This is a genomic window from Lysinibacillus sp. NPDC056232 (assembly GCF_042267565.1).
Classification (GTDB): Bacteria; Bacillota; Bacilli; order Bacillales_A; family Planococcaceae; genus Lysinibacillus.
Genome location: NZ_JBHJTF010000004.1, coordinates 1 through 13,870 on the forward strand (window position 1 = coordinate 1; position 13,870 = coordinate 13,870).

Here is a 13,870-nt window from a genome sequence, read left to right on the forward strand (position 1 = left end):
GAATAAGTATGGTTCTTTAATTAAATTTATAAATAGTTTTTATATTTCCAAGAATGAATTATTAGAGATGAAAGATTCTGGAATGGAGTTAGGAGTTCATTGCGTTAATCATTTTCCTTATAAAGGACCAGCAGATGTATTTTTTAAGCAAGAAATTTCCCCATGTATTGATTATTTTAAAAATCAGTTGGGATTTACTCCATATTATTATACTCCTGCATTTGGGGGTGGTATAAATTATAGGGAAATGTTGATCGAATTAGAACCAATATTAAAAGATAATGGTTTTAAACGAGGATTCACAACTATTGGAACTAAATTTAACGCCAATAAAGACACATTTTGGATAAATCGAATAGATTGTAATCAAGTTGAGAAACTTTTACTCTAAGTATCAGCAATTTATGATTAGTTGTAGAGTCAAGTATACTTATTATTGAGGTGAATTAATATATGGAAATACTTATAAGAAGCGCTACACTAGAAGATAAAGACATTATTTTGAAGTTTATAGAAGAACATTGGAACAAGAATCATGTCTTTGTAAGATATCCTGAGTTATTTGACTATTATCATGTATTTGGTAAGGAAGTACGGTTTTGTATAGCAGAGGATCAAACAGATAAAAAGCTTTATGGTATTTTAGGTTATATTAAATCAAATAACAGTTCAGATATCTCAGATTTATGGGGTTCTATGTGGAAGGTAATTCCTAGTGATTATCCATCTTTAGGAGTTGCAATGATGAAGCATATTCGAAAGACAACAAAGTGTAGAATTTTTGCTGGGGTAGGTTCTAATCCTGAAACAGCCATTCGAATATTCAAGGCACTACGTGAAAGTACTGGGAAATTAGATCATTATTATCGATTAGCTGATAAAATAAATTATAAAATTGCTAATATAAAAGAAAAAAGGATAATTGAAATTTCCCAAGAACATAATGGAGAACTAAAACTTATTGAATCAAAAGAAGAATTTATAAAAAAATATTTTGTCAATGTTAATATGAAACCATTTAAAGATAAGGATTATATTCTAAACAGATACTATAATCATCCTGTGAATAAATATAAAGTATACGGTATAAGTAGGGATACAATAGGCTATCGTTCTATAGTTATATTAAGAGAGCAACATATGGGGGATTCGAAAGTATTGAGAATTATTGATTTTATAGGGGAAGTAGAAGATTTAAGGGGGATCGGTAATTATTTACAAAAAAAATTAGAAGGAAATAATTTTGAATACATAGATTTTTATTGTAAAGGAATTAATGATGACATATTAAAAGATATGGGTTTCATTAAAAGGATGGAAAATGATACAAATATTATACCAAATTATTTTGAACCTTTCTTACAACAAAATATAGAAATACATTACAATACCAATGATGATAAGGACTTTTATGCATTTAAAGGTGATGCTGATCAAGATCGTCCAAATATATTACAGAAAAAAGGTAGTGATTCTTAATGAATTTAAAAAAATACAATAATGTTTTTATGGAATGTTTTAATATCGATGAAAATTCTTTAAATAGTAATTTGATTTATAATTCTATAGAAGAATGGGATTCAGTGGGTCATATGGCTATGATAGCGGAACTTGAAGATGTTTTTGAAATAATGTTAGAGACAGAAGATGTAATTGAATTTAGTTCATATACTATTGGAAAAGAAATTTTAAAGAAATATAATGTAGAAATTTAAAAGGAGATAGGATATTGCTTTTAAAAGATAAAACAGCTATTATCACAGGATGTAATAGAGGAATTGGCAAAGCAATTATGACTGTTTTTGCTTACCAAGGAGCAAAAAAAATAATTGCATGTGTACGAGAAAACTCACTAGAATTTGAAAGCTATTTATAAAATATACAAGATGAGACAGGTGTTAAAATAATACCTGTCTATTTTGACATTAGCAATGAGGTTGAGTTAAAAAACGCAATAAAGAAAATTAAAATAATTTCACCAACTATAGATATCTTGGTTAATAATGCAGGGATAGCAGGAGACACAATCTTTCAAATGACATCATTAGAGACCTTAAATAGAAAAATGGAGGTGAATTTTTTTGGCCCATTTCTTTTTACCCAATATATTATTAAATTAATGAGGAAAAGCCATGCACCATCAATTATAAATATTTCATCAGTAGCAGCTGAAGATAACTATAAGGGAATGGTAACTTATTCTGCAAGCAAAGCTGCTATTAATTCATTCACTAAGTCCTTAGCATATGAATTAGGATCTTCTAATATTAGGGTAAATGCAATTTCACCAGGTTTTACAGAAACGGAAATGATTGAAAAGGCTATAACTAATCAGGATTTCCTTAATGAAATGAAAAAAAATACATCTTTAGGAAGGTTGGGTAAACCAGAAGAAATAGCTAATTGTGTTTTATTTTTAGCTTCCGAATTATCTTCTTATTTAACTGGACAAATACTACGTGTAGATGGAGGGATCTTTAATGGTTGATGTTAAAGTAATTGATGAATTGAGAAATAGAGCAAATAATATGAGAATTAATGCCCTAAAATTAGCTCATGCTTCTGGGAAAAACGCTGCCCATTTAGGTCCAGGATTGTCCATTATTGAAATATTAGCTGTGTTATACGGTGATGTAATGAATATTTCCAAAGATAATTTAATGGATGATGCTAGAGATAGATTTATTCTTAGTAAAGAGCATGGGGTATTAGCATATTATAGTGCTTTATATGAAAAAAATATAATTACTAAAGAAGATTTAGAGAGTTTTATGAAAACAGGAAGTGATTTTTTAGGACATCCTGTTTTAAATAGGAAAAAAGGTATTGAATTTACTAGTGGTAGTTTAGGAATGGGGCTCTCGTTAGGTATTGGAGTGGCATTAGGTTTGAAAAAGAAGCAACTTTCGAATAGAGTATATGTTTTATTGGGAGATGGTGAGGCTAATGAGGGCTCTGTTTGGGAATCTTTTTTATCAGCCCCTCATTTTTCTTTGGAAAATTTAACGATTATTATCGATAGAAATGGAGTTCAACTAGGAGGTAATACAGTAGATATTTTAAAAATGGAGAATATCGAAGAAATATTAGAAAAAATGGGTTGGGATGTATTAATAGTTGATGGACATGATATTGAAAAATTAGTAGAGATATTTAAAGTTAAAAGTACTAAACCAATTGCGATTATTGCCAATACCGTTAAAGGTAAAGGTGTTTCATTTATGGAACATAGTATTGAATGGCATCATGCTGTTTTAACGGATAAGTTATTTAATGAAGCAATGGAAGAGCAGGTGGAATAGAAATGAACAAAACCCTAATGAATCCAAAAATGTTAGCACGTTTAGGACAGCGTGGAACTTTTGGAATGATAATGTTAGAAAAGGCGAAAGAGAATGAAGATTTAATAGTGTTAACAGCAGATGTTTCAATTCCAGCAGGATTGGATCGTTTTCGAAAACAGTTCTCAAATCAATTTATTGATGTAGGGATAGCAGAACAAAATATGATTGGTATAGCAGCTGGGTTAGCGAGTGAAGGTTTTGATGTGTATACAACAACTTATGCACCATTTCAAACATTGAGATGTCTAGAACAAATAAGAGTCAATATTGGCGAAATGAAATACCCCGTTAGGATGGTTGGATTATCAAGTGGTGTTGTTTTAGGAATGATCGGAAATATGCATTGTAGTTTTGAAGATATTGCAGTTATGCGTGCTATTCCGAATATCATAATTATTTCACCAGCAGATTCTTTTGAGTTAGTGAAAGTAATAGAGGCATTAGATAACTATCTTCATCCAGTATATATACGTTTAACTAGCGGAGCACCTGCACCGATTGTTTATAAAGAAGATTATACTTTTGAGATAGGTAAAGCAGTTCAATTAAAGAAAGGAAAAGATATTGTTTTTTTTGCAACAGGTTCGATTATTGATGAAGCATTAAAAGCTGCAGAAATTTTAGAAAGTGAAAACATTAATACTGAGGTAATAAATATTCATACAATTAGACCAATTGATGAACATGGGATACAGCAGGCTGTTACTGGGAAAAAATTAATTGTTACTATTGAAGAGCATTTGACATCAGGTGGGTTAGGTAGTGTTATTTCTGAAGTACTTTCACTAAATTTACAAAAGCCTCCACAATTAATGATAGGTCTGCCTAGTGATTATAGTAAGGCTGGAATTTATGAAGAAATGCTAGAATATTACGGGCTTACAGCTAATGCTATTGCTAAAAAGGTAAAAAGCATGTTAAACAAACTACAATAAAATTTAGATGTTGTAATAAAATTCACTCTTGTTTAATTAAAGGGAGAGATTTAATGAATTTTTTAAAATTTGGTAAAAATAATATTATAGCCATTATGCAAAATCAAACTTTTAAATACAATGACTTGTTGTACATTGATTTTTTTAGTAAGAGAAAAGAATTAATAATGATATTATGCCGAAATAACATAGAAATTTTATCCGCCTATATTTCGGCAATTAATAGTGGTCATGCTGTGATGTTATTGACAAATGATATAAATAGGGAATTATTACATAACATTGTTGAACAATATAAACCGAAGTGGATAGTTGGTATTACGGAATTTGAAGGTTATGAGTTAAAAGGCTCGTTATTAACGAGAGATGAATTTTATGAATATACTATTCATTCCGATTTAGCAGTCCTACTAAGCACTTCAGGTACGACGGGAAGCAAAAAATTTGTACGTCTTTCTTATATGAATGTTCAAGCCAATGCTAAGTCTATTATCCAGTATTTAGGGATTGATCAACATGAGCGTGCGATTATGAATTTACCTATGTCATATTCATATGGGTTGTCGATTGTCAATAGTCATTTATTAGCAGGAGCAACTCTAATTTTAACCGAAGAAAGCATTATGGAAAAGTCATTTTGGCAGTTAGTACGTGAACAAGAAGCAACTTCACTTGCAGGAGTACCTTTTACATATCAAATGTTGCAACGTATTGGTTTTATGAAAATGGAGTTGCCACACTTAAAAACAATGACACAGGCTGGTGGGCGATTAAATGAAAAACTTGTAAAAGCATTTGGGGAATATGCACAGCAAAACGATAAGCGATTCTTTGTTATGTACGGACAAACAGAGGCATCTCCACGTATGTCGTATATTCCTCATGATTGTTTGCTTGATAAAATTGGTTCTATTGGTATTTCGATTCCGGGAGGAGAATTATCACTTGATTCAGAGACTAGTGAATTAATTTATAAAGGTGCAAATGTCATGATGGGTTATGCAGAATGTTTAGAAGACTTGGCTAAAGCAGATGAGATGGATGGAATACTAAACACAGGAGATATTGCAACAGTTGACTCTGATGGTTACTTTACAATTACAGGGCGCTTAAAACGTTTCATCAAGTTATTTGGATTACGAATTAATTTGGATGAAGTTGAGAAAAGGTTAGAGACTGTTATTCATGTACCTATTGCATGTACTGGCGATGATAATAAACTAATTGTGGTCTTGGAGTCAGTGAAGCTTATAGAGAAGGTGAAAGAGAGTATTGAACAGTATTATAAACTACATCATACTGCGTATAAAGTGAAGATTTTAAAGGAACTTCCACGTTTGGCTAATGAGAAAATTGATTATATGAAGTTAAAGGAGCTGTGTTTATGATTTCCCCTTATCATTTAGAAAAAGAAGAAAAATCACAGCAGCTTTTAGAAAAATTAAACGCCTTAACCAAGTGGCATTTTGAAAATTGCCAAGAATATAAGGATATGCTAAAAAAAGGTAATTCACTACTCGTAGCAAAGGAGCTTAATGAAGTACCATTTTTACCAGTACAATTATTTAAGTTACTAGATTTAAAATCAATTCCAAAAGAGGATGTCATAAAGGTTCTGACATCAAGCGGAACAACAGGACAGCAAGTATCCAAAATATATTTAGATAAAAAAACATCTGTTTCACAAACTAAAACATTAGTGGAAGTAATGAAGCCAGTGATAGGTTGCAAACGTTTACCGATGGTTATTTTAGATACTAAGTCAGTATTAAAGGACCGTAAGTCGTATAGTGCGCGAGGTGCCGGGATATTAGGGTTCTCAAATTTTGGTCGTAAGCATTTTTATGCATTACACGATGATATGAGTTTGGATGTCGAAGGTTTGCAAGCATATTTAAAAGAGTATGCGGGACAAAAAGTTTTGCTATTTGGTTTTACGTATATGGTATGGCAGTATGTATATAAAGCAACATTAGCACAGGGGTTAAAATTTGATTTTGGAGATAGTATTTTAATTCATGGTGGTGGATGGAAAAAGCTAAAAGATGAAGCTGTTGACGTACGGACGTTTAATAGATTGTTATATGAACAGTTAGGTATTAGTGAAGTTCATAATTATTATGGTATGGTGGAACAAGTTGGCTCGATTTTTGTAGAATGTAGTGAAGGGTTCTTACATACACCGAGCTTTGCGGATGTCATTATTAGAGATCCAATTACATTTGAACCGTTAATAAATGGGGAACAAGGGCTCATACAAGTGATGAGTGAGTTACCAAAAAGCTATCCAGGTCATTCTTTACTGACTGAAGATTTAGGGACAATTCACGGTATAGATGATTGTCCTTGTGGTTGGAAAGGAAAATATTTTAGTGTAGCAGGACGTATCCCAAAAGCAGAGTTGCGTGGATGTAGTGATACGTTTCAAGGAGGTGCACAATTATGAAGTTATTTTGGCCGAGTAATGTAAGTTTTGAAGAATCATTGAGTTCTTTAAATAATCAAAAGATTAATCCCCCTTTTGCTAATGAAGTAATTGCTTTTATACAAAGCTTATCGAAACGGTTTGTTCGTATGCGTCACTTACCAGAAGTAGTTGCTTTAGGTTACTGGCTACGAAAAGCGAATATTAAACAAATGCAATCAGAGTTTGAGGTATCAACAGAGAGTAAAATTGTTCGTGCAAGAGGAACGGCATTTCATATTGCCCCTTCCAATGTGGATACGATTTTTGTTTATTCATGGATGCTGTCACTTCTTGCAGGCAATCGAAATATTATACGTGTTTCAAGTAAAGTAGAAGTGAACGAAGTATTGCAGGTGATTTTAGAAGAGCTACCAAATTTTGAAAAAGTTGCTGCCCAAACAATTATTTGTACATATGGTCATGAAGACAATGCAACAGAAATGATTAGTAACTCTTGTCATACACGAGTTATTTGGGGCGGAGATGAGACAATTAGAGCAATTCGAAAAGTTCCTCTAGCCCCTCTTGCCAATGAGCTAAGCTTTGCAGACCGTTTTTCATTATCAGTATTGAATGGCGATAAAGTATCAAAACTAAATAACCAAGAGCTAGATACTTTATTGGAAAAATTTTACAATGATGTGTTTTGGTTTGATCAAATGGCATGTTCTTCTCCAAGACTTGTTGTTTGGGTTGGGGAGAAGGTAGAAGATTTTTGGATTGCGTTTAAACAAAAGATTCAAACTAAACAACATGAGTTAATGGCAGCAACACAAATATTAAAATATACGACAAGTATGCAGTTAGCAACAGAACATTATGTAGGTAAAATTGAATCAACTATTTATTTCTCACGTGTGCAGTTAAAGGATATGCCAATGAATGTACGTGAGATGCATTGTGGTGGTGGAATGTTCTATGAATACGAAATAGAAAATTTAGTAGACTTAGCTAAAATAATACGGGATAAAGATCAAACAATAGCGTATTTTGGATTTGAAGAAGAACATTTCATAGAATTAATTGATTCAATTTCGTGTAGGGGTATTGATCGTATTGTACCAATTGGAATGGCTTTAGATTTTGATGGAATTTGGGATGGACAAAGTTTTTTGACTTCATTTACTAGAATTATTAATCTAATATAAGAGAGAATGTTAACAAAGTAAAATAACGACTTAGTGATTATGTATCATTATAAGTTGGAACCTTAACAATGGAAGGAGAGTGGGCAAAGGAGAACATATAAAAACTATCCTATACAAATGCATTAAACGTCTTATAAGAACTAAAGGTTCCCGGATATTTTACTATTATGTATTTACCGTAAAATAACGTTCTAATAAGTTAGGAAACGATATAGATTGGTTACGTTGTACGTTTACGTTTCTTTACAAATTGTCAGCCATATTTTTGTATCACACGACTTCACAGTTTACTCGCTAATGACCGTGAATAATTCTGTGATTTTTAGATTGCCGTATCTGTATTTGTAGCTTGCTCGTCGCCAATCTGTTGGTCACGAAGATTATTCTTATGACTGTGATTATTTCTATTTCATTCCAATTGTAATGTGACGAGTGAGCTACCCCCTAGTGTGGCAGATTTCAACAATTGACATGATTTCTTTTAACTCTTCAGCTAGTTGTACTAATGACTTTCGGGACAACTTCCTCTCAAACTCTGTGTACTTTTTTAAAACTTCAATCTGCTACATTAAATAATGATTTTCAACTTGTAACTGAGTGGTTTTACTTTTTAGTCAGATCCTTCCCAAAAAGTATATTGTATGTTTAAGACGAGTAATTCGTAATTCTTGTACCATTTCATTGTTTTTAATAATTATGGAAATTAACTCTTGTAATACTTATTTTATAGGAATTCTTGCTATTTCATTTCAACTGCTTTTATTTTAGCTTCTACTGGATAACTCATTCTTTCTCCCCAAAAAAACTCTATGATGATTTTTGTAAGGTAAAATACCCGTTTTTCAACGAAAGGTGTTTTTTTTTTCATATTTTTTGGTTCAGGCGAATCGATATATCTCTGAACTAGTAGGAGCTTTCTTTATTATGAATCTAATTTTAGAAGTAGTTTACTATAAAAAGTGAAACATTCCTAATAACTTCCGATAATAGTTATAAGAATATGAAATGTTTAGGAGGTAGAATAATGCGTATTTCAGCTCAATCGACTGAATCAGTCAATAAGTCACACAGTAAGTCCAAACTTACTGAATCTATGATTTATGATAAGTCGTCTATAGCAGTTCAGTCTGTAGATCAACAAGCTATAGAAAAATCATCAGTTAATAGTGAAGAACAAATTTCGAAAGAAAAATTGCAACAGGCAGTTGACGCAATAAATGAATTTTTACACATAAACCATAGTGCTTCTAAATTTGTTTTACATAACGGTTTAGATCGTTATTTTGTTCAGGTGGTAGATACTCAAACTGATGAAGTAGTAAAAGAAATTCCACCAAAGAAATTATTAGATGCTTTTTATGAAATGCAAAAATTAGTAGGTATGGTTGTAGATGAAAAAATATAGTTGGGAATTTAGGAGGGCTTTATTATGGTAATGAGAGTTGGCGGATTAGCCTCGGGAATGGACATTGACGAGTTAGTAAAAAAATTAATGTCTGCAGAAAAGGCACCATTAAATAAATTATATCAAAAGAAAACAACATATGAATGGCAACGAGATGCATATCGTTCGATAAATACCAAATTAAACACATATAGTAATTACTTGTTTGATAATTTCCGTGTATCAAGCGGAATGGGTAAAAAAAATGTATCTGTTTCTGACCCGTCAAAAATAGATGTTATTGCAAGTTCAGGTGCGGCGGGTAGTTTAAATATTACAGGTGGAACAGCAGCTACTTCAGCAAGAATTACAGCAAGTGACAGCATTTCTACCACATCTAAACGAATTGTTTCTGCTAATGATTCTTTACAGGATGCGATGACAGCTGTAAATGGCACTGCTACTCCTTCGACATTAACATTTAAACTGAATAAGGTAAAAGATGGTGTAACTGAGGAAGAAACGATTACTATTGATACGACAAAAAGTATTAAAGACATTGTGGCAGATTTAAACAGTGCGGGATTATCCGCGTCCTTTGATGGGGCAAAAGGTCAGTTTACTTTTAAAACAAAGGGCAAAGATGACACGATTACATTTGATGATCCTAATACTAATACAGCACTAACAGCATATGGTATGGATATCTCAGAAACTTCAGGTACTTTTACATCTAAAACAGCATGGATGGAACCAAGCAGATTAGCAAAAGGTAGCGACACATTAAGTGAAGCTCTGAATATTGGAAATTCGCCAATTGATATAAAGCTAAACGGTAAAACAATATCGATCGATCCAACTAAAAGCATTAATATGGTCATTAATGATTTAAAATTAGAAGGGCTGGATGCAAGTTTTGATACAGCCACAGGTAAATTTTCATTTAAAACAAAATCGGAAAATGATGTTTTAGATTTAACGAATGCAACTGCATTAACTGGTTCAGGTACTATTACTGAAAGAGGCTTTACATCAAATACAGCTTTAATTAATGGCCCTGTTCAAGGCTCTAAAGATACGCGCTTAGGTGAGTTAGGCTTAACATCCGGCTCGTTTACGATTTCTACACCATCAGCTAATGGAGAAACAAAGATTACTAATATCACTTACAGTGATACGGATACAGTTGATTCATTTATGAAAAAGTTAAGTAGTGCAGGTGCTACAGCTATTATCAGTAGTGATGGGAAGATTTCACTTTCTTCGAATGCCACTGGAAAAGGTGATATCGAATTAATCAATACGGATCCTAAATTGATGAGTAAATTAGGCTTAGACACAGCAGTTTCACAATCTGGTTCAAATGCAACATTGCAAGTAAATGGTGTGGATTTAGAAAGTGCTACAAATGCATTTAATATTTCAGGATATTCAGTAACTTTAAAAGGTGATATTCCTTCCGGTTCATCTATTTCTGTGAGTTCATCTACAGATACTGAGAATATTTTTAATAAAATCAAAGAATTTGTTGACACATATAATGGTTTAATTGCAGATTTAAATTCGCAAGTCAAGGAAACAAAGTATCGTGATTATCCGCCTCTTACTGATGAACAAAAAGAAGGGATGTCTGAGAACGAAATAAAGCTTTGGGAAGAAAAGGCTAAGAGTGGTTTATTACGTAGTGACTCTATTATTCGTGATGGCTTGGCCAATATGCGTATGTCATTTTTAGGTAACGTAGCAGGCTTAGACGATAGTACAATTGATGCTTTGTCTGAGCTAGGCATAACTACATCTTCATCCGTTAGTGATGGGGGAAAACTTGTTATTAATGAAGAAAAATTACGTGCTGCTATTGAAAAGGATTCAGATCAAGTAGTTTCTTTATTTACACAAACTGGATCAGTTTCAAAGGATGCAGATGGTAAAACTGTAGATAGTCGTGGTATAGCTCAACGCTTGAAAGCTGCGGTTGATTCGACAATGAAGGGTATTGAAACAAAGGCTGGGAAGGCGACTCATACTGATAATCAATATTCATTAGGTAAAAATTTAATTGATACTAATAAACGGATTGACGTCTGGAAAGCGAAGCTAGAAATGATTGAAAAACGTTATTGGAAACAATTTACAGCTATGGAGCAAGCGATTAATAAAGCAAATTCCCAATCAGGTTATTTATCTCAATTTGGCGGACAAGGTTAGTAATTAGCAAGGTAGGAGAAAATTATGCAACTAATAGATCAACTATTACAGGTGTCAGCTAATTTATTTAAGCTTTTGGGCGACATTCCAAAAGGTGAAGATCGCGACGAATACATTGACAACATCAACAGTATGTTAGACAAGCGTGGATCGATTATTGAAGGTTTAAAACAAGAGGGCTTTCAATTCGACGAACAGAATCGCATTCATCGTACTTTGCTTGAATTAGATAATGGGATAAAAGAACGATTGGCTACTGTCATGGACGCCGTAAAGCAGGATATGGCAAATCTACAGAAAACGAAAAAGAGTGAAGAACAATACTACAATCCTTACTCGAATGTTCGTGTGATGGATGGGATGTATTATGACAAAAAGAATTAATAATTATCTATTCGCTTTTCTTCATAAGATGGTTTAAACTAGTAAATAAGTAACCTTTCAAAGGAGTTGTCCTTTATTGGCAGCAAATCTAACAGCACAAAACGCGTATAAACAAAATAGTGTTACCACTGCTTCCCCTGGTGAGCTGACGTTAATGCTTTATAATGGATGCTTGAAGTTCTTGCACAAGGCTAAACTAGCCATTCAAGAAAAGAATATCCAAGAAAAAAATACAAATCTTATAAAAGCACAAGCAATTATTAGTGAGCTGATGGCGACTTTGAATATGGATATCGAAGTGTCAAAAAATATGTTTGCCCTTTATGAATATATCAATCGTCGTTTAGTCGAGGCAAACATTCAAAATGATGTCGCTATTATTGAAGAAGTTGAGGGACTAGTGACGGAATTCCGTGATACATGGAAGGAAGTTATTCGCATCAATCGACAGCAGCAATTCGGTCAGGGAAACGCTGGACAAATTTAGACAACATAGAGGCCATCGATTTATGATGGTCTCTTTTCTTTGCGAAAAAAACGAGACGCGGCATTTTTATCATTACAAAAGGGAACCGTTTAACTATTATCAGCGGGTCTCCAAACACCCGCTGAAAGTAGTTTAAGCCTCCGGCGGATGTCACGGAATCGGAAAGGAGTTCTTTGTGCAAGCACAAAGCCGATTCCGGACGCAAGTATGCCGAGGCATACTTGATTTTAGTCATGAAATAGGTCTTTAATCAGTAAAATATGTTACTTATTCCCTCTAGATGTAAAACATGCATCGTGTCATAATCAAGGAAAATAGATGTTTAGAATAGTATTGAGGTGGGAAGATGATATTTAAGCGCCAAGAAGGCTTTCGATTTAAATTCGATGAGCCTGTTAAAATGACTTTTGCCATATATGAGGATGGTAGAGTCAATCAAGAGCAGACGGCAATGGCTGATTTGCTTGATATTAGTCCACGAGGTTTAAAAATGTTTACTGAGGTGGATTTAGGTGTCAATCCTCGTCCTTTGGATTTACGCTTTATTCTGGATACAAGAGAGGTACGAGCTTATGGTGAAGTCATTTGGAGCCGTCCTTTTGGTAATGGCAAGCAGTATGGAGTGAATTTCAATGATCAAGAATCGGTTGAAGATTTGATTATTGAAGAGTTGAAGTTGCGCCGAAGAAAAGAAGCAGATGAGGCAAAACTAAATAGTATTCATTCATAAAGTGAAAATTCATCAGTGGAGGGATTTTGTTGATCCCTCACCTAACTTTTTTGCTTTCGCTGACACTGCTCATGCAGGAAAAAATTTTTTTTGTGAAAAAAAGAATTATTTTAGAGGAATTTCGCACACTTGTGTAGAAATAGTAAGTATAGCAGTTATAAAGGAGGAGTTTACATGTTAAACTTTAACATTCGCGGTGAAAATATTGAGGTAACTCCAGCTATTCGAGAGTATGTTGAGAACAAAATCGAGAAAGTTGAACGCTATTTTAACGAAGATGTTAACGCCAACGCTAACGTAAATTTAAAGGTTTATAATGACAAGCAAACTAAAGTGGAAGTTACAATTCCAATGAAGAACTTAACTCTTCGTGCAGAAGAGCGTCATACTGATATGTATGCTGCGATTGACTTAATCGTTGATAAATTAGAACGTCAAATCCGTAAGCATAAAACAAAGGTAAACCGTAAATTCCGTGAGCGTGAAGGTACAGGCCTTTATTTTGCTACTTCTCAAGCAGCAGCTGATGCAGTAACAGAGGAAGATGAATATTCAATTGTTCGTACAAAGCAATTTGATTTAAAACCGATGGATCAAGAAGAAGCTGTTTTACAAATGAATATGCTAGGGCATGATTTCTATATCTTTACAGATGCAGAATCAAACGGCACAAATATTGTCTATAAACGTAAAGACGGTAAATACGGCTTAATTGAAACAACCTAAACTTTAATATGCACAAGGGCTCTCGCCATAGCGGGAGCTTTTTTTATGAGCTTGCTT

16 protein-coding genes and 1 pseudogene are annotated in these 13,870 nt (G+C 33.3%); 16 read left to right on the forward strand and 1 reads right to left on the reverse strand.

All coding sequences use genetic code 11. The annotated features are described in order from the left end of the window. The 9 genes and pseudogenes from ACFCYJ_RS04505 to ACFCYJ_RS04545 all read left to right on the forward strand — a co-directional run. Nucleotides 1–391 (forward strand): polysaccharide deacetylase family protein (locus tag ACFCYJ_RS04505; protein ID WP_376071236.1); only part of this gene is annotated, 391 nt, incomplete at its 5' end. A gap of 62 nt (nt 392–453) precedes the next feature. Continuing rightward, nucleotides 454–1,479 (forward strand): hypothetical protein, encoded by a 1,026-nt coding sequence (locus ACFCYJ_RS04510; protein WP_376071239.1) that lies wholly within the window; start codon nt 454–456, stop codon nt 1,477–1,479. After that, complete coding sequence (locus ACFCYJ_RS04515; RefSeq protein WP_376071242.1) at nt 1,479–1,715, forward strand: acyl carrier protein; 237 nt, start codon at nt 1,479–1,481, stop codon at nt 1,713–1,715. The genes ACFCYJ_RS04510 and ACFCYJ_RS04515 overlap by 1 nt, the downstream gene beginning before the upstream one ends. A 77-nt stretch (nt 1,716–1,792) precedes the next feature. Further along, nucleotides 1,793–2,488, forward strand: a pseudogene (locus ACFCYJ_RS04520) (SDR family NAD(P)-dependent oxidoreductase). After that, complete coding sequence (locus ACFCYJ_RS04525) at nt 2,481–3,302, forward strand: transketolase (RefSeq protein WP_376071244.1); 822 nt, start codon at nt 2,481–2,483, stop codon at nt 3,300–3,302. The pseudogene ACFCYJ_RS04520 and the gene ACFCYJ_RS04525 overlap by 8 nt, the downstream one beginning before the upstream one ends. 2 nt (nt 3,303–3,304) lie before the next feature. Further along, on the forward strand, nt 3,305–4,279 hold the full coding sequence (locus ACFCYJ_RS04530) for a transketolase family protein (protein WP_376071246.1): 975 nt from the start codon (nt 3,305–3,307) through the stop codon (nt 4,277–4,279). Between the two features lie 53 nt (nt 4,280–4,332). Then, on the forward strand, nt 4,333–5,667 hold the full coding sequence (locus ACFCYJ_RS04535; RefSeq protein WP_376071249.1) for an AMP-binding protein: 1,335 nt from the start codon (nt 4,333–4,335) through the stop codon (nt 5,665–5,667). Beyond that, on the forward strand, nt 5,664–6,725 hold the full coding sequence (locus tag ACFCYJ_RS04540) for a LuxE/PaaK family acyltransferase (RefSeq protein ID WP_376071251.1): 1,062 nt from the start codon (nt 5,664–5,666) through the stop codon (nt 6,723–6,725). The genes ACFCYJ_RS04535 and ACFCYJ_RS04540 overlap by 4 nt, the downstream gene beginning before the upstream one ends. Beyond that, the gene (locus ACFCYJ_RS04545) at nt 6,722–7,894 is read left to right on the forward strand and encodes an acyl-CoA reductase (protein ID WP_376071253.1); all 1,173 of its coding nucleotides are present in this window, start codon (nt 6,722–6,724) and stop codon (nt 7,892–7,894) included. Before ACFCYJ_RS04540 ends, ACFCYJ_RS04545 begins: the two co-directional genes overlap by 4 nt. A gap of 739 nt (nt 7,895–8,633) precedes the next feature. On the opposite strand, the gene ACFCYJ_RS04550 is transcribed toward ACFCYJ_RS04545, so the two are convergent. After that, nucleotides 8,634–8,762, reverse strand: a complete 129-nt coding sequence (locus ACFCYJ_RS04550; protein WP_376071256.1) for a hypothetical protein — start codon at nt 8,760–8,762, stop codon at nt 8,634–8,636. A 156-nt stretch (nt 8,763–8,918) separates the two neighbouring features. Between ACFCYJ_RS04550 and ACFCYJ_RS04555 the strand changes: the two genes are divergently transcribed. The 7 genes from ACFCYJ_RS04555 (at nt 8,919) to hpf (ending at nt 13,813) form a co-directional block, all read left to right on the forward strand. Further along, on the forward strand, nt 8,919–9,299 hold the full coding sequence (locus ACFCYJ_RS04555; RefSeq protein WP_376071259.1) for a flagellar protein FlaG: 381 nt from the start codon (nt 8,919–8,921) through the stop codon (nt 9,297–9,299). Nucleotides 9,300–9,323: 24 nt separating this feature from the next. After that, nucleotides 9,324–11,486 (forward strand): flagellar filament capping protein FliD, encoded by a 2,163-nt coding sequence (fliD, locus tag ACFCYJ_RS04560; RefSeq protein WP_376071262.1) that lies wholly within the window; start codon nt 9,324–9,326, stop codon nt 11,484–11,486. Nucleotides 11,487–11,510: 24 nt separating this feature from the next. After that, nucleotides 11,511–11,870 (forward strand): flagellar protein FliT, encoded by a 360-nt coding sequence (gene fliT, locus ACFCYJ_RS04565; protein WP_376071265.1) that lies wholly within the window; start codon nt 11,511–11,513, stop codon nt 11,868–11,870. 76 nt (nt 11,871–11,946) lie between these two features. Further along, nucleotides 11,947–12,357: a flagellar export chaperone FliS gene (gene fliS, locus ACFCYJ_RS04570; RefSeq protein WP_376071267.1), complete on the forward strand. Its 411-nt coding sequence runs from the start codon at nt 11,947–11,949 to the stop codon at nt 12,355–12,357. 346 nt (nt 12,358–12,703) lie between these two features. Next, nucleotides 12,704–13,087 carry a PilZ domain-containing protein gene (locus ACFCYJ_RS04575; protein ID WP_376071270.1) on the forward strand — a complete coding sequence of 128 codons (384 nt, stop codon included), beginning with the start codon at nt 12,704–12,706 and terminating at the stop codon, nt 13,085–13,087. Between the two features lies 1 nt (nt 13,088). Beyond that, a complete protein-coding gene (locus tag ACFCYJ_RS04580) occupies nt 13,089–13,268 on the forward strand; it encodes a hypothetical protein (RefSeq protein WP_376071272.1) in 180 nt (59 codons plus the stop codon). Continuing rightward, nucleotides 13,262–13,813 carry a ribosome hibernation-promoting factor, HPF/YfiA family gene (gene hpf, locus ACFCYJ_RS04585; RefSeq protein WP_376071274.1) on the forward strand — a complete coding sequence of 184 codons (552 nt, stop codon included), beginning with the start codon at nt 13,262–13,264 and terminating at the stop codon, nt 13,811–13,813. Before ACFCYJ_RS04580 ends, hpf begins: the two co-directional genes overlap by 7 nt. Nucleotides 13,814–13,870 lie beyond the last annotated feature (57 nt).